Here is a 20,423-nt window from a genome sequence, read left to right as displayed (position 1 = left end):
TGATCACCCGCTTTGCGTCGCGGCATCGTCGGGGTCCACCCGTTCCCGGATCGTCCGGTTCACCGCGCGGCCGAAGGTCGCGACGACGCCGTGCACCATGATCGGCTTGAGGTGGGCGAGCGCCGCGGCCAGCCGGCTGCGCTCGTCGGCCGGACGGCCGCGGTCCCGGTAGGGCTGCAGCACCTCCCGCTGGAAGAGGTCCATCAGGTCGTCGGCGAGCGCCGCGGTATGGCGCTCGACGAGCGCATGCGCCCGGGCCCAGTACTCCGGCGGCAGCTCGGAGTCGAGCGCCCGGATCGCCGAGCCCAACGCCGCCCCACCGTGCAGCCGGACGGTCGTCGCCCCCGGCTCGGCTCCCGCCGCCGGACCCGGCCCGGCCGCCATCGGACCCGATCCGGCCGATTCCGGACCCGGTCCGGCCAGCCGGGTCAGCGCGCCGAGGCGTTCCAGGCGCTCGACGTCGGCGTCGGAGAGCGGGCGCCCGGCCCGCCGCTCCAGTTCGCTCCGGTCCATCTCCTCGGTGGTCTCGGGGACCCACGGGACGAGCAGCACGCGCTGCAACGCGAGCTCCTCGGGGCCGGCGTCGTGCGGCACGCGCTCCAGCTGTCGCTCGATCGCGGTGAGGGTGAACCCCAGCCCGGTCAGCTCGCTGACCAGCTCCAGGCGGGCCCGGTGCCGGACGTCGTAGAGCCCGGTGCGCCCGCGCAGCCGGGGTGCGGGGAGCAGCCCGCGACCGGCGTAGTACCGGATGGTGCGCACGGCGATCCCGGTCCGCTCGGCCAGCTGGTCGACGGTGAGGAGGTCCTCGGTGGGGGCCGACATGGGCGCCGACGCTACTGCGTCGGCCGAAGATGTGACAGTCTTGGTGTGACATTCTTGCTGTCACATACGGAAACGGCGCCTTGACCGAGGTGAGGGCGCTGCGGTAGCAAAGGTTACCGGCAAGTAGCAGGTCTCGGCGCCCGCCGTGGGCCTTGCGTCCGACAAGCCCGACCACCCCACGAGAGGTTCGGATGAGCGAGATTCCCGAGGCCTTCATCTACGACGCGATCCGCACACCGCGCGGCCGGGGCAAGGCCTCCGGTTCGCTGCACGAGGTCAAGCCGATCTCCCTGGTGGTCGGCCTGATCGACGAGCTCCGGCGGCGGCATCCGGAGCTGGACCCGGCCGTCGTCGACGACGTCGTGCTGGGTGTGGTGTCCCCGCTCGGCGACCAGGGCGGCGACATCGCGAAGGCGGCCGCGATCGCCGCCGGGCTGCCGGACACGGTCGCCGGTGTGCAGCTCAACCGGTTCTGCGCGTCCGGCCTGGAGGCGGTGAACACCGCCGCGCTGAAGGTGCGTTCCGGGATGGAGGAGATGGTGATCGCCGGCGGCGTCGAGGCCATGAGCCGGGTGCCGATGGGCTCCGACGGCGGCGCCTGGGCGATGGACCCGGAGACCGCCTACGAGACCGGTTTCGTCCCGCAGGGGATCGGCGCCGACCTGATCGCCACCCTGGAGGGCTTCTCGCGCACCGACGTCGACGCGTTCGCCGTCGAGTCTCAGACCCGCGCCGCGAAGGCCTGGGCGGACGGCCGGTTCGCGAACTCGGTGATCCCGGTGCGCGACCGCAACGGCCTGACCGTGCTCGACCGCGACGAGCACATCCGGGCCGGCGCGACCGTCGAGACGCTCGGCGGGCTGAAGCCGTCGTTCGAGATGATGGGCCGCGACGGCGGGTTCGACGCCGTCGCGCTGCAGCGCTACCACTGGGTCGAGAAGATCGACCACGTGCACCACGCCGGCAACTCGTCCGGCATCGTCGACGGCGCCGCGCTGACCCTGATCGGCACCGAGGCGGCCGGGAAGGCCCACGGCCTGACCCCGCGGGCCCGGATCGTGTCCACCGCGCTGTCCGGCGCCGACCCGACGATCATGCTGACCGGGCCGGCCCCGGCCTCGCGCAAGGCGCTGGACAGGGCGGGGCTCACCGTCGACGACATCGACCTGTTCGAGATCAACGAGGCGTTCGCCGCCGTGGCGCTGCGCTTCATGCGCGACATGGGGATCTCGCACGAGCAGACCAACGTCAACGGGGGCGCCATCGCGATGGGCCACCCGCTGGGCGCGACCGGCGCGATGATCCTCGGGACGCTGGTCGACGAGCTGGAGCGGCGCGACCTGCGCCGCGGGCTGGCCACGCTGTGCGTGGGCGGCGGCATGGGTATCGCGACGATCGTCGAGCGAGTCTGAAGGGGCTGGGCAGACAAGTGAGTGAGCAGAAGGCCGTCCGCTGGGAGACCGACGCGGACGGGATCGCGATCGTCACGCTCGACGACCCGGGCCGCAGCGCCAACACCATGAACGACGCCTACCGCGAGGCGATGGGCGAGGTCGTCGACCAGCTCGTCGCCGCGAAGGACGACATCGCCGGCGTCGTCGTCACCTCGGCGAAGAAGACCTTCTTCGCCGGTGGCGACCTGGAGATGCTGTCGTCCGCCGGCCCGGACGACGGGCCTCGCGTGTTCGAGATGGTCGAGGAGGTCAAGGGCCAGCTGCGGCGCCTGGAGACCCTCGGCAAGCCGGTCGCGGCCGCGATGGGCGGCACCGCGCTCGGCGGCGGGCTGGAGATCGGCTTGGCCTGCCACCACCGGGTCGGGCTGGACGCGAAGGGCGTCGTCTACGGCCTCCCGGAGGTCACCCTCGGGCTGCTGCCCGGGGGCGGCGGGGTCACCCGCATCACCCGCATGCTCGGCATCGCCAACGGCTTCATGAACGTGCTGGCCCAGGGGCAGCGGCACAAGCCGGCCAAGGCCCTCGAGCTGGGGATCCTCGACGAGCTCGCGTCCTCGCCGGAGGAGGCGCTCACGAAGGCGACGGCGTGGGTGAAGGCCAACCCGGAACACCCCGGGCAGCCCTGGGACCAGCCGAAGTACAAGATCCCCGGCGGCACGCCGTCGCACCCGTCGCTGGCCTCGATCCTGCCCGCGTTCCCGGCGAACCTGCGCAAGCAGCTCAAGGGCGCGCCGATGCCGGCGCCGCGCAACATCCTCGCCGCGGCCGTGGAGGGCACCCAGGTCGACGTCGACACCGCGCTGCGGATCGAGGGCCGCTACTTCGTCGAGCTGGTGACCGGCCAGGTCTCGACGAACATGACCAAGGCCTTCTTCTTCGACCTCAACGCGATCAACGGCGGCAAGTCCCGGCCGTCCTCGCCGGCGCACTGGCAGCCCACCAGGGTCGCGGTGCTCGGCGCCGGGATGATGGGCGCGGGCATCGCCTACACCTGCGCGCTCGCCGGCTGGGACGTCGTGCTCAAGGACGTCTCCCGGGAGGCCGCCGACAAGGGCAAGGCCTACTCGGCCGGGCTCGTCGAGAAGGGCGTGGCCCGGAAGAAGACCACCCGGGAGAAGGGCGAGGCGCTGCTCGCCCGGATCACCCCGACCGACGACTACGCCGACCTGGCCGGCTGCGACGTCGTGATCGAGGCCGTGTTCGAGTCCGTCGAGCTCAAGCAGGAGGTGTTCCGGGAGGCGGCCGAGCACGTGAACCCGGACGCGCTGCTGTGCTCGAACACCTCGACGCTGCCCATCACCGAGCTGGCTCGCGGGGTGGAGCGGCCGGACGACTTCATCGGGCTGCACTTCTTCTCGCCGGTCGACAAGATGCCCCTGGTCGAGATCATCCGCGGCGAGCGGACGAACGACGAGGCGCTGGCCAAGGCGTTCGACCTGACCCTGGGGATCAAGAAGACGCCGATCGTCGTCAACGACTCGCGCGGCTTCTTCACCAGCCGGGTGATCGGCACCTTCCTCAACGAGGGCGTCGCGATGCTCGCCGAGGGCATCGACCCGCAGACGATCGAGCAGGCGTCGTCGCAGGCGGGTTACCCGGCCCCGGTACTGCAGCTGATGGACGAGCTGACCCTGACGCTGCCGCGCAAGATCCGCGAGGAGAGCCGCAAGGGGGCCGAGGCCGCCGGGCTCGCCTGGACCCCGCACCCGGCCGACGCGGTCATCGACCGGATGGTCGACGAGTTCGACCGCAAGGGGAAGAGCTCCGGCGCCGGCTTCTACGCCTATTCCGACGGCAAGCGGGACGGCCTGTGGCCGGGGCTGCGCGCGGAGTTCGGGGCGACGAACCACGACGTCGACCTGCACGAGCTGTCCGAGCGGATGCTGTTCATCGAGTCGATCGAGACGGTGCGCTGCGTCGACGAGGGTGTGCTCACGACCGTCCCGGACGCCAACATCGGGTCGATCTTCGGCATCGGGTTCCCGCCGTGGACCGGGGGGGTGCTGCAGTACATCGAGGGCTACCCGGGCGGCCCGGCCGGCTTCGTCGCGCGGGCCGACGAGCTCACGGCCCGCTACGGCGACCGGTTCGACGTGCCGCAGAGCCTGCGCGACCGCGCCGCGAAGGGCGAGACGGCCACCGCGGCCGCCTGACCCGCTCGTCTCCGGGGCCCGCCGACGACGCCCGTCGGCGGGCCCCGTGGCGTCGCCCCGCGAGAGCGGCGTGGGGGTGCGGCGGCCTGTCGTAGGGTGACGCCGACCGGTGATCGAGAGGAGACGCGGATGATCCGCAACGTGGTGGTCGGACGGCTCGAGGACGGCGTCGACCCCGCCGAGATCGAGAAGGCGTTGCAGGCGTTGCGCGAGCTCCGGGTGGACGGCGTCGAGCTCGACCTCGTCGCCGGCGTCGACCTCGGACTGCGGGACGGGAACGCGTCGTTCTCGATCGTCGTCGACCTCGCGGACGAGGAGGCCTACCGGGCCTACGACGCCGACGAGGAGCACAACCGGATCCGGCGCGAGATGGTCGCGCCCCTCATCTCCTCGATCGAGCGGATCCAGTTCCGCCTGCCCGGCTGATCCACCCCGGGGCACCCCCGTGATCGGCTCGGGGGAGCCCCGGACGTCGCGTGCGCCACGAAACGGGCACCATGGCGTACGTGACGCAATGGGTGTTCGACGTCGTGGACCGGCTCGGGGCCGCCGGGATCGGGCTGCTGATCTTCCTGGAGAACGTCGTCCCGCCGATCCCGTCGGAGGTCATCCTCCCGCTGGGTGGCTTCCGGGCGCAGACCGGCGCGATGAACCCGGTCGCCGTCTGGGGTGCCGCCACCATGGGTGCGGTCGCCGGTGCGCTGGTGCTCTACGCGCTCGGTGCCTGGCTCGGCTACGACCGTGTGCACGCGCTCGCCGGGAAGCGCTGGTTCCTGCTGTCCAGCCAGAAGGACCTGGAGAAGGGGCGGGACCTGTTCGACTCCTACGGCGTCTGGTTCGTCCTCGGCGGCCGCTGCGTCCCGCTGATCCGGAGCCTCATCTCCATCCCGGCCGGGATCGCGGGCATGCCGCTCGCCCGGTTCGCGCTGCTGTCCACGCTCGGCAGCGCCGTGTGGAACGCCCTGTTCGTCACCCTCGGCTACCAGCTCGGTGAGCGCTGGGAGGTCGTCGAGGGATACATGGCGCCGCTGAGCCGGATCGTGCTCGTGCTGGGTGTGCTGGCGGTGGCCTGGCTGGTGTGGCGACGGGTCCGCCAGCGTCGCGCGGCCGGAAGCCGCAGCGCGGACCCGGCCGGCCGCTCCTGAGGTCGGCGGCCGGGAGCCGGTCCGACGCTGCGCAACGAGGTGCGGGGGCACCGGCCCGGGGCCGCTCGGATCCGGCGAACGCCCTGCGTGCCGGCCCGGGCACACCCGGTACGCCCGGCCACCGGCCGGACGGCCCAACGGCCGGTTGTGCGACTCTGAGCGCCGCAGAAGACCCGCGGGCGACGACGTGGAGGTGGCCGTGCGACTCGTCGGGATCCACCACACCCACCCGTCCGGGACGGTCGCCCTGCGTGGCGTCGACCTGGAGGTCGATCCGGTCCTCCCGACCGTGCTCCGCGGCGCCAACGGCGCCGGGAAGTCCACCCTGCTGCGGATCGCCGCGGGCGCCGAGACGCCCACCGCGGGCCGGGTCGAGGACCGTCCGGCCGTCGTCGGCTACCTGCCCGACCGCTTCCCGGCCCTGCTGCGGCTCCCGCCCCGGCGCTGGCTCGACCACCTGGCCCGGGTGCGACGGCTCGACCCCGACGACGTCGCCGAGCGCGCCGACGAGCTGCTCGAGGCGCTCGGCTACGACGGCAAGGACGCCGAGCCGATGTCCGAGCTGTCCAAGGGCAACGCCCAGAAGATCGGCCTGGTACAGGCACTGTCCTGCGACCCCGGCGTGGTCGTCCTCGACGAACCCTGGTCCGGCCTGGACGACGACGCCGCCGACGCGCTGACCCGGGTGCTGTCCGGGCGCCGCGGCGCCACGCTGGTCACCGACCACTCCGGCACCGCCGCCGGGCTGCCCGGTGCCCGGGTGCACCGGCTGCGCCAGGGCCGCACCGTGGAGGCCGGGGACCCCGACTCCGTGCCGCTGCCGGCCGCGCCGCCGTCGGACGCGGTGATGCGGCTCGACCTGGCGTGCGCGGGTGACCCGCGTCCGCTGCTGGAGCGGCTGCCCCGGGCCCGGGTCGAGGCGCTCGGCCCGGGACGGCTGACCGTCCGGGTCCCGGCCCCGGACTGCGACGCCTGGCTGGTCGCCGCGCTCGGCGCCGGATGCGCGGTCCGGTCGGTGCGGCCGGTCCGACCCGACCAGTCCCCCCCGGGCCCCCGCCGGTCCCGGCCTCCCGGGGCGGGCGGGACGGCGCGGGAGCAGGCGTGGTGAGGCGGGCGCGCTCGGCGTTCGCGGTGGCGATGCTGCTCGGGGAGGACGTCGGCCGGTCCGAACGGTTCGTCGCCCCGGCCGTGCTCTACGTCGGCGCGCTCGCGATCCTCTTCGGCGGCACCCCCGGCCCGCTGCCCGCGCCGTGGGCGGCCAGCGCGCTGATGCTCTACCCGGTCGGCGCCTGGCTGGCGCACGCGCTGGCCGAGTCCGAGGACGACACCGCCCGCACCGTGACGCTGTCCGCCGCCGGTGGACCGCTGCCGGTGGCCGCTGGGGTGCTGCTCGCCGCGACCGCCGGGGTCGCGGCGCTCGGGCTCGTCGCCGTCGTCTGGGGCGTGGTCGCCGCCTGGGGGACCGCCACCACCGGTTCGCTGCTGGACGGCCTGCTCGCGCACCTGACCTGCGGCATCGCCGGGGCCGCGGTCGGTTCGGTGTTCGCCCGCCCGCTGATCCGCAGCCAGGGCCTCGCGATCGTCGCGGGCCTGACCTTCCTGCTCGTCACCGGGACCCGGAACTGGCTCCCGCCGGTGGGGACGGCGGCGGCCGCGCTGGGGTCCGGCCGCCCGGGGCCGGGGCCGTTCGGGGACCTGCTGCTCGCGGTGCTCGTCGCGGCCGGGGCGCTGACCCTGGTCGTCGCGGCCGAGCAGGGCCGGCTCGCCGTCTGGCGGACCCGGTGGGAACGGCTGGTGGCGCGGATCCGCCCCGGTTCGTGACAGCCGCCCGGCCCGGCGGTCAGGCCGCGGGCAGTCCCACCAGCCGTCCGAGCCGTTCGACGGTGCCGTCGAACACCTCGTCCCGATGGTCGACGGCGTTCTCGAACTGACCGAACAGCTCGAACGACACGTGCCCGAACACGCCGGTCCACGCGGTGAGCGCGGCGAGCAGGAGCGGGTCCGGCAGGTCCGGGACCTCGAACGCGGCGCGCAGCCGGGCGGCGTCGGCGGCCTCCGGCCCGGGCTCCGGCAGCGGCCCGACGTCCAGCGCCCCGGCCGCGTGCGCCTCCGCGAGCATCCGCACGAACCGCCGCACCGCCCGGCCCGCGGCCGGCACGGTGTCGGCCGGAGCCGCGTAACCCGGCACGGGGGAGCCGTAGATCAGCGCGTACTCGTGCGGGTTCGCCAGCGCCCACGCCCGCACCGCCCGGGTGATCGCCCGCCACCGGACGGCGGGGCCGCTGCCCGCGACCGCGTCGTCGGCGGCGTCGACGGCGTCGCCCAGCGCGTCGTAGCTCTGCACGATCAGCGCGGTGAGCAGGTCGTCGCGGGTGGGGAAGTAGCGGTGCAGCGCCGAGGAGACCATCCCCAGCTCGCGGGACACGGCACGCATCGACAGCGCCGCGGCCCCGGTCACGGCGAGCTGCCGGCGGGCGGACGCGGTGATCTCGGAGACCAGCTCGGCCCGGGCGCGCTCGCGGGCGGTGCGGGAGGCGTTCATCGCTGCACGGTAGACCATTGATCCGAGTGACGAGCGGCGTGCTCGGAAAAGAGCAATGCTCTTGTCAGTGGCAGGCGATCGCGAGAGCATTGCTCTCATGACTGAGGTGGAGACTCCGACGGCCGGTGTCCGGAACGGCGCCACGGCGCTCGGCGTGGCGGGGGTGGCGTTCGTGGCCTATCCCGCGTCCCGCCCGTACGTCGACGGGCCCTCGGTATGGGTCGCCCCGCTCTGGATCCCGTCGCACCTGCTCGGGGTGCTCGCGTTCGCGCTGCTCGTTCCCGGGCTCGCGGCACTGTGGTCCGCGCACCGCGGCACGCCGGGCGAACGCGCGGCGTGGTCCGGGCTGCTGACGGCCGGGGCGGGGGTCGCGCTCGTGCTGCCGTACTACGGCGCCGAGTCCTTCGCGCTCGCCGAGCTCGGCCGGCCGGGGACCGGTGTCCCGCCGGCGACGGTCGACGCGCTCGCCGAGGGGATCCGGATGGGGCCGTACGCGGTGACCACGTTCGCGGCCGGGCTGGCGGCCCTCGCCGTGGCCGGCGTCGCGGTCGCCGTCGCTCTGCGGCGGGGCGGGGTGCTGCCGCCCGCCGCCGGGCTGGTGTTCGCGATCGGCCTGGTGCTCTACCTGCCGCAGTTCTTCGCGCCGCCGGCGCTCCGGATCGCGCACGGGGCCCTGCTCGCGGCGGGGTGCCTGCTGCTCGCCGTCGTCCTCCACCGGGCGGCCGCGGGCCGGGACGCCGTCCTCCCGTCCCGCGGGTAGCGACGCCGGCGTCGGCCCCGTTGCGCCGCCCGGCCGGCCGCGGTGCCGTTGCTCCTGCCGTCGGCCGCCCGGCCTCAGTTCGGGTAGAGCGCCGTGGTCGCGGCCAGGTGCGGCTCCCACTCCGGCATCGGCGCACCGGCGAGGGTCGCGGCGAGCCGGTCCAGGTACCAGTGCCAGCCGGACCCGGTGTCGGCGGCGGAGGCCCCGTCCGGCAGCGGCTGGCGGAACTCCAGCACGGTGCCACCGTCCGCGGTGGAGGTCAGGTCGACGGCGAGCTCCCACGGCGGGCCGGCGTCCGGGACCTCGATCGTGACCGCCAGCCGGTGCGGCGGCTCGCACGCGGTGATCCGGGCGGTCTCGGGTGGCCCGCCGCCGTCCTCCGCGCTGGTCATGGTGAGGGCGATGGTCCCGCCCGGACGCGCGTCGCCGGTCCACGAGGCGAACCACCGGGCGCACCGTGCGGGGTCGGTGACCGCGGCCCAGACCTCGTCGACGGGGTCGGGGAACTCCCGCCGGAACGCGAGCTCCCGCCGTCCGTCGGGCCGGGTGTGGACGGTGCCGCCCGGCCCCGGGGCAGCGGCCGCGGGATCGGGTCGATCGTTCATTCCGGACTCCTCGGGGACGGGGTGCGCCGCTCCCGGCGGCCGCGGGCCAGTTCGGTGCCGAGCGCGTCGAGCCGCTGCGACCAGAAGCCGCGCACATCGGCCAGCCACTGTCCGGCCTCGTCCACACCGGACGGGTCGACCGCGTAGATGCGGCGGGTCCCCTCCGGTCGGACCGTGGCGAAGCCGTTCTCCCGCAACACCTTCAGCTGTTGCGAGACGGCCGGCTGGGAGATCCCGAACTCGGCGCGGACGACTTCGGTGACCTGCCCCGCGGTCCGTTCGCCGCCGGCCAGGAGCTCGAGGATCCGGCGCCGGACCGGATCGCCCAGCACGTCGAGCGCATGCACGTCGCGAGTCTATATAAGCAGAGACAGATATAGCAATCGGCTGGACGGATCAGGAAGCCGCCTCTATGGTTCATTACATGACTAATGAACCACTGCACTACCGCAGTGAGTGGTCGTCGTGAACGACGACGGCCGCCCGCTGTTCGTGCAGATCGCCGAGGAGATCTCCTCGGCGGTGGTGGACGGGACCTACCCCGAGGAGGCCCAGGTCCCGTCCAGCAACGAGCTCGCCGCGTTCCACCGGATCAACCCGGCGACCGCGGCCAAGGGGCTGAACCAGCTGGTCAGCGAGGGTGTCCTCTACAAGAGACGGGGAATCGGGATGTTCGTCGCCCAGGGAGCGCGCGCCCGGCTGCTGGAGAGCCGGCGGGAGGACTTCGCCCGCCAGTTCGTCGGTCCGCTGGTCACCGAGGCCCGCAAGATCGGGATCGATCCGGAGCAGCTGAAGAAGATGATCGACGTCTGGGGGGACGACCGATGAGCGTGATCGCCATGCACGGCGTCACGAAGCGATACGGCGACGTGACCGCGCTCGACGACGTGAGCTTCGCGCTGGACGAGAACCGGATCCACGGTCTGCTCGGCCGCAACGGCGCCGGCAAGACCACCGCGATGCAGATCCTCACCGCGCAGAACTTCGCGACGTCCGGCCGGGCCGAGATCTTCGGCGAGCAGCCCTACGAGAACGCCCGGGTACTGGCCCGCACCTGCTTCATCCGCGAGTCGCTGCGCTACCCGGACGAGTACAAGGTCCGGCACGCGCTGAAGGCCGCGGCGATGGTCTACCCGCACTGGGACCAGGGCTTCGCCGACCAGCTCGTCGAGGAGTTCGCGCTCCCGCTGACCCGGTCGTCCAAGAAGCTCTCCCGCGGTCAGCAGTCCGCGATCGGCGTGATCATCGGACTGGCCTCGCGGGCGCCACTGACCTTCTTCGACGAGCCCTACCTGGGTCTCGACGCCGTCGCCCGCCAGATCTTCTACGACCGGCTGCTCGCCGACTTCGCCGAGCACCCGCGCACCGTGGTGCTGTCCACCCACCTGATCGACGAGGTGTCCGACCTGATCGAGCACGTCGTGCTGATCGACCAGGGCCGGGTGCTCATCGACGAGGACGCCGATGCGCTGCGCGGCCGCGCGGTGAGCGTCACCGGGCCGGCCGACTCCGTGGAGCGGTTCGCCCGCGGTCACACCGAGCTGCACCGCGAGCAGCTGGGCGGGTTCCTGCGGGTCACCCTCTCCGGCGCCGTGCCGGAGACCCGCGAGCCGAGCCTGCAGTTCGAGCCCGTCTCGCTGCAGCAGCTCGTCGTCCGCACCACCCAGCGCAACGTCTCCGGCAGCCGTACCGACCGGGAGGTCCTGTCATGAGCACCCGCATCGACACCGTGCGATCGACGGATACCGCACTCCCGAACCGGGTGCTCACCGTGATCCGGATGAACTCGGTGGACTCGGTCAACCGGGTCGGCGGGCCCTGGCTGATCCTCGCCGCGATCTTCGTGGTGAACCTCGCGATCTGGTGGGCGATCCGGGCCAACGTCGATGACCCCGGTGCCGGCACCACGGGCGCGCTCTCCGCGCTGTTCATCATCGTCGGCTCGATGTACCTGGTGACGATGACCCAGGTCATGCCGTTCGCGATCAGCCTGGGGCTGACCCGGCGGCACTTCTACCTCGGCGTCTCGGTACTGCTCGCGCTGGAGACCCTGCTGCACGCGGTCGTGCTGACGGCGATGCTCGGCATCGAGCGGATGACCGGCGGCTGGGGGGTCGGCACGAACTTCTTCTCGATGACCTTCATGCCCGAGCAGGGCCCGGTGCTGCAGGTCCTGACCTACTGGGGCCCCCTGCTGACCTTCGGGTTCGTGTTCCTCGCGCTCGGCGCGGTGTTCCGCCGCTGGGGTCAGATCGGGATCTGGACGATCGCGCTGGCCCTGTTGCTGGTCGTCGGCGCGATCGTGTTCGCCCTCACCTGGCAGTCCGCGTGGCCGGCCTTCGGCCGGTTCTTCGTCGAGACCCCGGTGCCGCTCCTGCTGGCCGGCTACCCGCTGATCCTCGGCGCGGTCGCCGCCGTGGGCGGGTACCTCGTGATCCGCCGCGCACGGCTCTGAGTTCCCGGCCGGGACCGGGGAGCCCCGGCCGATCCCGCGATCCGCTCCTCCGGTGCCCATGGGGGGTGCACCGGAGGAGCGGATCCATATGTTGATCCACGGAACGCGCGTCAGTATGCGTCCGGCCACGGAGGCCGGGCCCACCTTCACGGCCGTACGACGACCTTCACCTGCTCCGGGCCCGGAGCGAGCGCCTCGCCGACGTGGTCGAGGTCGACGTGCCCGGTGACCAGCCGGTCCAGGTCGACGGCGCCGGAGGCGGCCAGCCGGACCGCGGACGGCCACGTCCCCGCGTAGCGGAACGTGCCGGTCAGCGTGATCTCGCGGCCCTGCAACGCCGACACCGGCAGCGTCATCTCGTCGGCCCCCATCCCGACCAGCACGGCCCGCCCGCCCGGGGCGATCGCCGCGAGCCCGGCGAGCACCGCGGGCGGCGCGCCGGAACAGTCGACGAACGCGTCCACCCCGGCCCCGGAGAGGTCGTCGGCGGCCGGGTCGCGCACGGCCGTCGCCCCGAAGTCGCGGGCCGCCTCGCGGCGTCCCGGGTCGGGGTCGCTGACCAGGACCTCCGCCGCGCCCTGCACCGCCGCGACCTGGGCGACCAGCAGCCCGATCGGGCCGGCCCCGGCCACCAGCACCCGGGACCCGATCCCGGTGCCGGCCTTGCGGTGCGCCCAGAGCGCCACCGACAGCGGTTCCAGCAGCGCGGCGGCGTCGTCGGAGACGTGCTCGGGCACCGGGTGGGCGAAGTCGTCGGCGATCACGACGTACTCGGCGAAGGCGCCGTCCACCGGCGGCGTCGCGAAGAACGCGATGTCCGGGCAGAGGTTGTAGGCGCCGGTGTGGCAGTACCGGCACCGCCGGCAGGGCACCCCGGGTTCGAGCGAGACCCGCTGCCCGATCCGGGACGCGTCCACGCCCGGTCCGGTGTCGACGATCCGGCCGGACGGCTCGTGGCCCAGCACCAGCGGCTCGCGGACCACGAACGGCCCGATCCGGCCGTGCCGGAAGTAGTGCACGTCCGAGCCGCAGGGTGCCGACCGCGGCGATCCGGACGAGCACCTCGCCCGCTCCGGGCCGGGGTGTCGCGCGCTCCTCGACCACCAGCTCGCCGGCGGCGCGCAGCACGCTGCACCGCATCGATTCGGGCACCTCGGCAGCAACGACCATGGCGCGACCGTGCCACGGGTGGGTGCGCGGCGCGTCGCCGGGCTCGCCACGACCGCCGCACCGGGCCAGGCTGGCACCGTGAGCGCGACGACGGTGCCGCCGGACCCCGGCCGGTCACGCACGCTCGGCGCGCCGGCGGGACCGGGTACGGACGGGCCCGTGACGGCGCGGCAGCGCACCGTCGATCATGGTTGACGGCAACGAAGGAACATCGCGACGGCGAATCGGACGAGGAGAAGAGCACCGATGGGCTCGGGCATCGAACGACCGGCGGTCACCGGCTTCCACCACGTGTCGGCGGTCGTGTCCGACGTCGAGTCCAGCGCGACCTGGTACCAGCGGGTGCTCGGGTTGCAACGGCTGCCGATGACCTTCCCGCACCACGACGCCGGCGGCGGGGATCCGGACAAGGCCGCGCTGCTGCTCGACTCCGCGACCGGGGTGATGATCGAGCTGCACGCCCCGGCCGGCGGCGACGCCGGCACGGTCCGCGGCGCGCTGGACCACCTGGCCTTCGGGGTCTCCGACCGGGACACCCTGGACCACTGGGCGGCCTGGCTGGACACGCTCTCGGTCCCGCACGATGGCGTCGTCGACCGGGACGACCCCACCTCCTACGCGACCCTGGAGTTCCGCGACCCGGACGGGATCGCACTGGAGTTCATCCACTTCCCCGGCCGGGCCCGCGGCTGACCCGGATCCGTCAGGGGTCGACGCAGACCAGACCCCACGGGCGGTCGTCGGCGCGGGTCATGACGACCGTGGCCCGGCGCGACCCGCGCCCGCGCAGCTTCCGGGCGATCGCGTCGACGTCGCCGGCGAGGCCGCGGCGCCGCACGTCCACGGCGCCGACGTCGAGTTCGCGCAGCAGCCGCGGCAGCCGCTTCTGGTCCCACGGCCGTGAGTCGATCACCCGCAGTGTCCGGGCGAACGGCGAGGGCTCCGGCCGGTCGCCGGCGGTGAGGAACGCGATCCGCGGGTCGATCCGGGTGGTGCCGCTGCGTACCGCGAGCGCCGACACCAGCCCGGCCCGGGTGACGGTCGGGTTCGGGTCGAGCAGCCAGGCCCCGGACTCGGTGACCGGGATGCCGGTGTCGCCGTCGGCCGGATCCGGCTCGCCGGCGAGGGTGTGCGCGGTGCCGTCCGGGTCGAGGACGGTGGCCCGGGCGCGGGCGGTCGCGAGCGCCGGTGACCAGATCGCGGACTCCTTGATCTCCCGCCCCAGCGCCAGGAACTCGATCTCCCAGCCGGGCGGCACCAGGTCTCGGTCGATGCCCGGTGCCGCCTTGATCCCGACCGCGGGCACCCGGCCGGTCAGCCCGAGACACCAGTCGAGCGGAGGCTCCGAGTCGCCGGTCCGCATCCGGCCGCCCGAGGTGCGCCGGGCCGGGTCCACGAACACGCCGTCCACACCGGACAGGTCGGCGTCCCGGACGTCGCCGCCGACGGTGCGGCCCCGCCCGTCGTACACGGCGGCGTTGCGCTCGGCCATCCAGCGGTGCACCGGGTCCCGGTCGACCCCGGTGACCTCGTGCCCGCCGGCCAGCGCGAGCAGGTCGCCGCCGATCCCGCAGCACAGGTCGGCGAGCCGGCCGAGCCCGGCGTAGCGGGCCGCCCGGTGCCGGGCCACCACCTCCGACGACGCCTGCTCCAGCCCTTCCCGGGTGAACCACATCGACGACGCGCGGGAGAACTTCGCCGCCGCCCGGTCGCGCAGCCCGGCCTGAGCCATCGCGTCGGCGACGAGGTCGGCGTCGTGCTCGCGGCGCAGCGCGGTGCCGAGGCGCAGCGCGGCGTCACCGGACCGGTCCGCACCGGCGAGCCGGCCGAGCAGCGCGGTCCCCTCCGGCCCCGCGAGCCGGTCCAGCCGCTCGAGCTGCCCTCCGGTGTCGTCCACGCCGTCCAGCCTGGCGGACGAGGGTCGACCGGGCGCCCAGGGGGGTTCTGGTACGGGCGTACCGTCACCCCGGTTCCGGGACCCAGCGGAGGAGGACGGGTGGTCGAGCACGACGCGGGGGCCGCCGGCGCGTCGGGTGAGCGTCGCAGTCGCCGCGCGGCCGGTGCGCTGCCACGCGAGATCCACGTCCTGGTCGGGTCGGCGTTCGCGATCGCCATCGGGTTCGGGATCGTCGCGCCGGTGCTGCCGGCGTTCGTCCGCTCCTTCGACGTCGGCATCACCGCGGCATCCGCGGTGATCAGCGTCTTCGCCTTCTCCCGGCTGGTGTTCGCGCCGATCTCGGGGTCGGTGGTGGGCCGCTTCGGCGAGCTGCCCGTGTTCGTGTGGGGCCTGGCCGTGGTCGCGGTGACCACCGCGGGCCTGGCGTTCGCGACGGCGTACTGGCAGCTGATCGCGTTGCGGCTGGTGGCCGGGATCGGCTCGACGATGTTCACCGTCTCGGCGATGTCGCTGCTGGTCCGGCTGGCCCCGCCGCACCTGCGGGGGCGGGCGACGAGCGTGTGGGCGACCGGGTTCCTGCTGGGCAACGTCGCGGGACCGCTGCTCGGCGGGGTGCTCGTGACGATCGACGTCCGGGCGCCGTTCCTGACCTACGCCGGGCTGCTCGTGCTGGTCCTGGTGATCGGCGGGCGGATGCTGCGCCGGCCCGAGGGCGACGCCCCCGACGACGGCCCGGCCCCGCGGACCCGGTTCCGCGACGCCCTGCGGCACCCCGCCTACCGCGCGTCGCTGATCGGGAACTTCGCCAACGGCTGGACGGTCTTCGGGGTGCGGATCGCGCTCGTGCCGCTGGTCGTGGTGGAGGCGCTGGGACGGGAGGACGCATTCGGCGGGATCGCGCTGTCGGTGTTCGCCGCCGGCAACGCTGCGACGCTGGTTCTGGGCGGCCGGATCGCGGACCGTTCGGGGCGGCGCCCGCCGCTGATCGTCGGGCTCGTGGTGGCCGGACTCTCGACGGCGGTGCTCGGGTACGCGTCCGACCCGTGGCTGTTCCTGCTGCTCTCGCTGGTCGCCGGACTCGGCGGCGGACTGATGAACCCGCCGCTCAACGCCGCGGTCGCCGACGTGATCGGCGCGCGCGGTCGCGGCGGGTCGGTGCTGGCCGGGTTCCAGATGTCCGCCGACCTCGGCGCGATCATCGGGCCGGTCCTCGCCGGGATGATCGCCGAGGGCCTCGGCTACGGCCCGGCCTTCGCCGTCACCGGGGCGTTGATGCTGGTGGCAGCCCTGGTGTGGCTCCGCGCGCCGGAGACCCTGCCCGGCCGGGCCACCGCCCCGCGCTGAGCGCCGCAGGCACCCGGTCGGGCGGCCCCACGGGGCTCACCACCGTCACCGCCGCCACCGGTGTCTCCGCCGTCCCGCCGTGCACACCGCGCACGAGGTGCGGTGACGTGGCCCCACGCAACGGGTGACGCCTGTCCGGGTGTGGTCACCCCACCGTCGGGTGGCTTCCGTGGTCGGGTGACCGAACCGGCACCTAGCGTCCGCAATATCGGACAAGCCGGACACGGACGGGGCGGGAACGAGTCGATGAGACGCGGACTGGCACGACGCACGGTGATGGGCGCGACGGCGGTGGTGACGGCGAGTGTTCTCGCCTTCACCGGGAACGGGCTCGCCGTCACCGGCGGGGCGACCCACGACGCGGCGGGCGCACCCGCGGTGACCGCCGGTCCGGAGCCGGCGACGGCGGGCACGGCACGCGCCGTGTCCACGGCGACGGACGCGGAGGTCGATCCGTCCACCAACGGGTCGGCCTCGACGGAGAGCGGTTCGAGCGCGACCGGGAGCATGCCGCCGCCGGCCGCGGTGCGGGAGTCGTCGTTCGCCGCCGGGGGACCGGGCGGGCCGGTCGTGGAGCGGGACGGGTCCGGCCCGGCCCCGGGCGACGGAGCCCGGTCCTCGACCGGGCAGCCGGGTTCCGACGGCCCGGTCGGTGCGGTCGACCCGGCGGACCCGGGCGAGCGGTCGGGCGGGACGGATCCGGCCGATCCGGCCGATCCGGAGGACCGGACCGGTCCCGGTGAGCCCGCGGCCGACCCGGACGCCGTTCCGGCGGACCCGGCTGACCCGGTCACCCCCGGGGATCCGGCCGACACGCCGGATCCGGCCGACGCTGCGGATCCGGCCGACCCCGCGGAGAAAACCGACCCGGTGGACCCCGCCGACCCGGTCGGCCCCGCCGATCCGGTCGATCCGGCTGATCCGGCCGATCCGGCTGATTCGGCTGATTCGGCGGAGCCCGCGGCCGACCCGGCCGACGAGCCCGGCTCCGACCCCTTCGGACCGGCGGACGGTCCCGCCGCGGGCGAGGACCCGGACGCCGGCCCCGGCACCGACGACCCCGCAGGGAGTCCCGCCCAGGATCCGGCCGACACGGACCCAGCGGATACGGACCCGGCCGACGAGCCCTCCGCCGGACCCGACCCCCAGGACGTGCCGGCCCCGGACGCCGACACCGCCGCGGAGCGGCACTCCTGGGGCACCCCGTTGCCGGCGTCGGACGAGTTCGACTACGTCGGTCCGCCGGATCCCGAGCGCTGGAGCACGGCCGGCGAGTGCTGGGAGGGGCACGCCGGCAACGGCGGCCGCTGCGCGAGCCGGTCCACGGTGGACGGTGAGAAGCTCGTCCAGACGGGCCTGGAGAACGGCGACTCGGCGTGGGTCGCGTCCCGGTTCAACCAGCAGTACGGCCGCTGGGAGGCCCGCGTCCGCTCACAGGCCGACGGTCCGGAGAACGGCCGCCCCTATCACCCGCTGCTGATCATCTGGCCGGAGTCGAACCGCTGGCCCGAGGACGGTGAGTACGACTTCCTGGAGAACATGCGGCCCGGCGACGACTGCGTCCAGGCGTTCATCCACTACCCGCACGACCGGGGGCGGGTGCAGCAGGAGCACGTCCGTGAGTCCGACTGCGGGGAACCGCTGACCGAGTGGCACAACATCGGCTTCGAGTGGACCCCGGACCACGTGAAGGGCTTCATCGACGGTGAGGAGTGGTTCAGCTTCTCCGGTGGTTCCTCGAGCACCCGGCAGAACATCCAGGACATGCCCAGCGGGCACCTGACGATCCAGCTGGACAACTTCCACGGCGGGAACATGCAGCCCGCCACCTACGAGATCGACTGGGTCCGGATCTACGACCTGGACGACGACTGATTGCGAGGGTGTAGCGCCGAGCGGCCCGGGCGCGAGATCAAGATATGGACATCGTCGTCCCGGGCCGACGCGCCGCGACCTGGCTGCTCGCCGCCGTGGTCGCGGCGCAGGTCACCGTCCCCGCGATCGGCCTGATCACCACGGATCCGCCGCGGAAGCACGTGCTGTTCACCGGCGAGGAGCCGGTCGGCCGAGCCGCCGGCGGCCGGCATCGCGCGCTGGCGGTCCGGTCACGACCCGGGTCGTGACCGGACCGCTCCGGCGGGCTCAGGACGTCTCGACGCCCATCGCGCGGGCGAGCCGCAGGTGCGGCTCCGCCTCGGCGTGCTGCGACCGCCGCTGCAGGGTGCGTCCCAGCAGCAGGTGCGCGTAGCCGTCGGACGGGGTGAGCTCGAGCAGGCTGCGCAACTCCGACTCGGCCGGGCCCAGCCGGGCCGAGTGGTAGTAGGCCCGGGCCAGCAGCAGCCGGACCGCTCCGGCCTCGGGCCGGTCGTCCCGCAGCTCCTCCAGCACCCGCGCGGCCGCCAGGTGGTCACCCAGGTCGAACAGGTAGGACGCGCGCTCCCAGCGCTCGGCCGGCTCCGCCGCGTCGCCGGTGCTCCAGGGCGGCGTGTACGTGGTCATCGTTCCGACCTCCCACCATCTCGTTGACGTGTCATCTACACCCCTCGCAACCGGCGAGCGCCGTGGTTCATTCCCCGGGGATCGAGTGGCCCCGATGCCGGTCTCGGCAACGTCACAGCCATCTCAGTGTCATCACAGCGATCAAGCCGCATCATGGGTTTCATGGCGACGAACCCCGACGGACCGACCTGGGTGGGCGAGCACGACCGGCTCGCCCCGGTACGCGACCTCGCGGTCGACCCCCGGTTCGGTGCGGCCCGCCTCCTGGTCACCGTCGACGGCACCCCGCAGGGGCAGGTCACCGTCCCGCTGCGGGACGGCCGCGCCTCCGCCGCGGAGCTGCGGGCCGCCGCCACCTCGCTCGGGCCGGTCGGCGCAGTGCGGCAGGCCCCCGTCGCCGCCGACCCGGTCACCGTCGTGATCGCGACGCGGAACCGTCCCGAGTCGCTGGCCCGCTGCCTGCGCGCCGTGCTCGCCTCCGACCACCCCGCGCTGTCGGTCATCGTCGTGGACAACGACCCGGACGACGAGCGCACCGAGCGCGCGGTCGCCGCCGCGGACTCGCCCCGGGTCCGCTACGTCCGGGAGTCCCGGCGCGGCGCGTCCATCGGGCGCAACCGCGGGCTGGCCGAGGCCCGGACCGAGATCGTGGCGTTCACCGACGACGACACCGAGGTCGACCCCGCCTGGGCCTCCCGCCTCGCCGGCGCCTTCGCCGCCGACCCCGAGCTGGCCTGCGTCTCCGGCCCGGTCCTGGCCGCCCGCCTGGGTAGCCCCGAGGAGCGCGCCGCGGACGTCGCGCTGGCCTGGAACAAGGGCTTCGCCCCGCGCCGGTTCACCCTCGACAACCCGCCCGAGGACTCGCCGATCTTCCCGTTCGCGCCCGGCCTGTTCGGCATCGGCGCGAACCTGGCCGTGCGCGCCGCCGCCGCCCGCGCCGCCGGCGGCTTCGACGAGGCGATGGGCCCGGGCACCCCCACGCACGGCGGTGAGGACTGCGAGTTCCTCGTCCGGATGATCCTCGGCGGGTACGTGCTGGGCTACGCCCCGGGTGCCTACCTGTGGCACCACCACCGTCCCGACCAGGACGCGTTGAACGCGCAGCTCGAGGGCTACGCGGTCGGGCTCGGCAGCTTCCTCGCCAAGGTCGCGATGTCACGGCAGGGCCGGAGCGCGGCGCTGCGCCGGCTGCCCGCGGCGGTCGCACGGCTGCGGCACATCTCCGAGCGCGAGGCCGGGGCGGGCGACGCCATGCCCGAGGCCGGCGCGCTGCAGCGCGGGACCCGCCTGATGCGCGGTGGCCTCGCTTACCTGCGCCGCAGCGTCGAGGTGCGCCGCGACGGCGGAGCGGTGCCGCCGATCCTGCTCCCCGAGCGGTCCAGCACGGTCCCGGCACACATCCGGCGTGCCGCGGCCGCCGGGCGTGCGGCCGCAGCGGGCGTCGAGGCCGATCTGGCGCTCCCCGGGCCGCGCACGGACCCGGCTCCGGACGGCGACCCGGGCCGCCGGATCGGCGTCTGACGGGCGCGACCGCCGGCACGGCGCGATCGCCTTCACAGCTCCGCCGTCTTCACCTC

22 protein-coding genes are annotated in these 20,423 nt (G+C 74.3%); 15 read left to right on the top strand and 7 right to left on the bottom strand.

The annotated features are described in order from the left end of the window. Positions 1-3 precede the first annotated feature (3 nt). Complete coding sequence (locus WIS52_RS29015; RefSeq protein ID WP_349301602.1) at positions 4-822, bottom strand: MerR family transcriptional regulator; 819 nt, start codon at positions 820-822, stop codon at positions 4-6. A 191-nt stretch (positions 823-1,013) separates the two neighbouring features. Between WIS52_RS29015 and WIS52_RS29010 the strand changes: the two genes are divergently transcribed. The 6 genes from WIS52_RS29010 (at position 1,014) to WIS52_RS28985 (ending at position 7,395) form a co-directional block, all read left to right on the top strand. Next, complete coding sequence (locus tag WIS52_RS29010; protein WP_349301601.1) at positions 1,014-2,234, top strand: acetyl-CoA C-acetyltransferase; 1,221 nt, start codon at positions 1,014-1,016, stop codon at positions 2,232-2,234. 17 nt (positions 2,235-2,251) lie between these two features. Continuing rightward, positions 2,252-4,429, top strand: coding sequence for a 3-hydroxyacyl-CoA dehydrogenase NAD-binding domain-containing protein (locus WIS52_RS29005; protein ID WP_349301600.1), 2,178 nt, complete (start codon positions 2,252-2,254; stop codon positions 4,427-4,429). A 129-nt stretch (positions 4,430-4,558) separates the two neighbouring features. Then, positions 4,559-4,855 (top strand): Dabb family protein, encoded by a 297-nt coding sequence (locus WIS52_RS29000; RefSeq protein WP_349301599.1) that lies wholly within the window; start codon positions 4,559-4,561, stop codon positions 4,853-4,855. An 80-nt stretch (positions 4,856-4,935) separates the two neighbouring features. Further along, positions 4,936-5,574 (top strand): DedA family protein, encoded by a 639-nt coding sequence (locus WIS52_RS28995; RefSeq protein ID WP_349301598.1) that lies wholly within the window; start codon positions 4,936-4,938, stop codon positions 5,572-5,574. A 199-nt stretch (positions 5,575-5,773) separates the two neighbouring features. Then, positions 5,774-6,682: an ATP-binding cassette domain-containing protein gene (locus WIS52_RS28990; RefSeq protein WP_349301597.1), complete on the top strand. Its 909-nt coding sequence runs from the start codon at positions 5,774-5,776 to the stop codon at positions 6,680-6,682. Further along, entirely contained in the window at positions 6,676-7,395 is a 720-nt protein-coding gene (locus WIS52_RS28985) for a hypothetical protein (RefSeq protein ID WP_349301596.1), read from the top strand. Before WIS52_RS28990 ends, WIS52_RS28985 begins: the two co-directional genes overlap by 7 nt. 19 nt (positions 7,396-7,414) lie before the next feature. Here WIS52_RS28985 and WIS52_RS28980 read toward each other — a convergent pair whose 3' ends face one another. After that, positions 7,415-8,116 carry a TetR/AcrR family transcriptional regulator gene (locus tag WIS52_RS28980; protein WP_349301595.1) on the bottom strand — a complete coding sequence of 234 codons (702 nt, stop codon included), beginning with the start codon at positions 8,114-8,116 and terminating at the stop codon, positions 7,415-7,417. Positions 8,117-8,213: 97 nt separating this feature from the next. Here WIS52_RS28980 and WIS52_RS28975 point away from each other — a divergent pair, with 97 nt between their 5' ends. Beyond that, complete coding sequence (locus WIS52_RS28975) at positions 8,214-8,876, top strand: hypothetical protein (protein ID WP_349301594.1); 663 nt, start codon at positions 8,214-8,216, stop codon at positions 8,874-8,876. 74 nt (positions 8,877-8,950) lie between these two features. Here the strand turns inward: WIS52_RS28975 and WIS52_RS28970 are convergent, their stop codons facing one another. After that, positions 8,951-9,481, bottom strand: coding sequence for an SRPBCC family protein (locus tag WIS52_RS28970; protein WP_349301593.1), 531 nt, complete (start codon positions 9,479-9,481; stop codon positions 8,951-8,953). Beyond that, complete coding sequence (locus WIS52_RS28965; RefSeq protein WP_349301592.1) at positions 9,478-9,828, bottom strand: ArsR/SmtB family transcription factor; 351 nt, start codon at positions 9,826-9,828, stop codon at positions 9,478-9,480. The genes WIS52_RS28970 and WIS52_RS28965 overlap by 4 nt, the downstream gene beginning before the upstream one ends. Positions 9,829-9,946: 118 nt before the next feature. Here WIS52_RS28965 and WIS52_RS28960 point away from each other — a divergent pair, with 118 nt between their 5' ends. From WIS52_RS28960 to WIS52_RS28950, 3 genes are read left to right on the top strand one after another with little or no spacing between them, the layout of a single operon-like run. Continuing rightward, the gene (locus WIS52_RS28960; RefSeq protein ID WP_349301591.1) at positions 9,947-10,309 is read left to right on the top strand and encodes a GntR family transcriptional regulator; all 363 of its coding nucleotides are present in this window, start codon (positions 9,947-9,949) and stop codon (positions 10,307-10,309) included. Further along, the gene (locus WIS52_RS28955) at positions 10,306-11,193 is read left to right on the top strand and encodes an ABC transporter ATP-binding protein (protein ID WP_349301590.1); all 888 of its coding nucleotides are present in this window, start codon (positions 10,306-10,308) and stop codon (positions 11,191-11,193) included. The genes WIS52_RS28960 and WIS52_RS28955 overlap by 4 nt, the downstream gene beginning before the upstream one ends. After that, entirely contained in the window at positions 11,190-11,936 is a 747-nt protein-coding gene (locus WIS52_RS28950) for a hypothetical protein (RefSeq protein ID WP_349301589.1), read from the top strand. Before WIS52_RS28955 ends, WIS52_RS28950 begins: the two co-directional genes overlap by 4 nt. Before the next feature lie 146 nt (positions 11,937-12,082). Here the strand turns inward: WIS52_RS28950 and WIS52_RS28945 are convergent, their stop codons facing one another. Then, positions 12,083-12,955, bottom strand: coding sequence for an NAD(P)-dependent alcohol dehydrogenase (locus WIS52_RS28945; protein WP_349301588.1), 873 nt, complete (start codon positions 12,953-12,955; stop codon positions 12,083-12,085). 397 nt (positions 12,956-13,352) lie between these two features. Between WIS52_RS28945 and WIS52_RS28940 the strand changes: the two genes are divergently transcribed. Then, positions 13,353-13,799 (top strand): VOC family protein, encoded by a 447-nt coding sequence (locus WIS52_RS28940; RefSeq protein WP_349301587.1) that lies wholly within the window; start codon positions 13,353-13,355, stop codon positions 13,797-13,799. Between the two features lie 10 nt (positions 13,800-13,809). On the opposite strand, the gene WIS52_RS28935 is transcribed toward WIS52_RS28940, so the two are convergent. After that, a complete protein-coding gene (locus WIS52_RS28935) occupies positions 13,810-15,003 on the bottom strand; it encodes a class I SAM-dependent methyltransferase (protein ID WP_349301586.1) in 1,194 nt (397 codons plus the stop codon). A gap of 99 nt (positions 15,004-15,102) precedes the next feature. Between WIS52_RS28935 and WIS52_RS28930 the strand changes: the two genes are divergently transcribed. The 3 genes from WIS52_RS28930 to WIS52_RS28920 all read left to right on the top strand — a co-directional run bounded on the left by WIS52_RS28930 (position 15,103) and on the right by WIS52_RS28920 (position 18,470). After that, a complete protein-coding gene (locus tag WIS52_RS28930) occupies positions 15,103-16,347 on the top strand; it encodes an MFS transporter (protein ID WP_349301585.1) in 1,245 nt (414 codons plus the stop codon). A gap of 246 nt (positions 16,348-16,593) precedes the next feature. Further along, positions 16,594-18,222 carry a glycoside hydrolase family 16 protein gene (locus WIS52_RS28925; RefSeq protein ID WP_349301584.1) on the top strand — a complete coding sequence of 543 codons (1,629 nt, stop codon included), beginning with the start codon at positions 16,594-16,596 and terminating at the stop codon, positions 18,220-18,222. Between the two features lie 44 nt (positions 18,223-18,266). Further along, positions 18,267-18,470 (top strand): hypothetical protein, encoded by a 204-nt coding sequence (locus WIS52_RS28920; RefSeq protein WP_349301583.1) that lies wholly within the window; start codon positions 18,267-18,269, stop codon positions 18,468-18,470. 19 nt (positions 18,471-18,489) lie between these two features. Here WIS52_RS28920 and WIS52_RS28915 read toward each other — a convergent pair whose 3' ends face one another. Continuing rightward, on the bottom strand, positions 18,490-18,846 hold the full coding sequence (locus WIS52_RS28915; protein WP_349301582.1) for a tetratricopeptide repeat protein: 357 nt from the start codon (positions 18,844-18,846) through the stop codon (positions 18,490-18,492). A gap of 162 nt (positions 18,847-19,008) precedes the next feature. Here WIS52_RS28915 and WIS52_RS28910 point away from each other — a divergent pair, with 162 nt between their 5' ends. Further along, complete coding sequence (locus tag WIS52_RS28910; RefSeq protein ID WP_349301581.1) at positions 19,009-20,367, top strand: glycosyltransferase family 2 protein; 1,359 nt, start codon at positions 19,009-19,011, stop codon at positions 20,365-20,367. Positions 20,368-20,423: the final 56 nt, after the last annotated feature.

Origin of the sequence: Pseudonocardia nematodicida (assembly GCF_040105385.1) — a bacterium.
In the GTDB taxonomy this organism is placed as follows: domain Bacteria; phylum Actinomycetota; class Actinomycetes; order Mycobacteriales; family Pseudonocardiaceae; genus Pseudonocardia; species Pseudonocardia nematodicida.
The sequence above is the reverse complement of the archived record's forward strand: the minus strand, read 5'-3'. Positions and strand labels throughout refer to the sequence as shown.

What these genes read in the sequence shown, in the direction of transcription:
- WIS52_RS29015 (WP_349301602.1), bottom strand. Translation starts at nt 822, where the DNA reads ATGTCGGCCCCCACCGAGGACCTCCTCACCGTCGACCAGCTGGCCGAG.
- WIS52_RS29010 (WP_349301601.1), top strand. Translation starts at nt 1,014, where the DNA reads ATGAGCGAGATTCCCGAGGCCTTCATCTACGACGCGATCCGCACACCG.
- WIS52_RS29000 (WP_349301599.1), top strand. Translation starts at nt 4,559, where the DNA reads ATGATCCGCAACGTGGTGGTCGGACGGCTCGAGGACGGCGTCGACCCC.
- WIS52_RS28980 (WP_349301595.1), bottom strand. Translation starts at nt 8,116, where the DNA reads ATGAACGCCTCCCGCACCGCCCGCGAGCGCGCCCGGGCCGAGCTGGTC.
- WIS52_RS28975 (WP_349301594.1), top strand. Translation starts at nt 8,214, where the DNA reads ATGACTGAGGTGGAGACTCCGACGGCCGGTGTCCGGAACGGCGCCACG.
- WIS52_RS28970 (WP_349301593.1), bottom strand. Translation starts at nt 9,481, where the DNA reads ATGAACGATCGACCCGATCCCGCGGCCGCTGCCCCGGGGCCGGGCGGC.
- WIS52_RS28955 (WP_349301590.1), top strand. Translation starts at nt 10,306, where the DNA reads ATGAGCGTGATCGCCATGCACGGCGTCACGAAGCGATACGGCGACGTG.
- WIS52_RS28950 (WP_349301589.1), top strand. Translation starts at nt 11,190, where the DNA reads ATGAGCACCCGCATCGACACCGTGCGATCGACGGATACCGCACTCCCG.
- WIS52_RS28940 (WP_349301587.1), top strand. Translation starts at nt 13,353, where the DNA reads ATGGGCTCGGGCATCGAACGACCGGCGGTCACCGGCTTCCACCACGTG.
- WIS52_RS28925 (WP_349301584.1), top strand. Translation starts at nt 16,594, where the DNA reads ATGAGACGCGGACTGGCACGACGCACGGTGATGGGCGCGACGGCGGTG.
- WIS52_RS28920 (WP_349301583.1), top strand. Translation starts at nt 18,267, where the DNA reads ATGGACATCGTCGTCCCGGGCCGACGCGCCGCGACCTGGCTGCTCGCC.
- WIS52_RS28915 (WP_349301582.1), bottom strand. Translation starts at nt 18,846, where the DNA reads ATGACCACGTACACGCCGCCCTGGAGCACCGGCGACGCGGCGGAGCCG.
- WIS52_RS28910 (WP_349301581.1), top strand. Translation starts at nt 19,009, where the DNA reads ATGGCGACGAACCCCGACGGACCGACCTGGGTGGGCGAGCACGACCGG.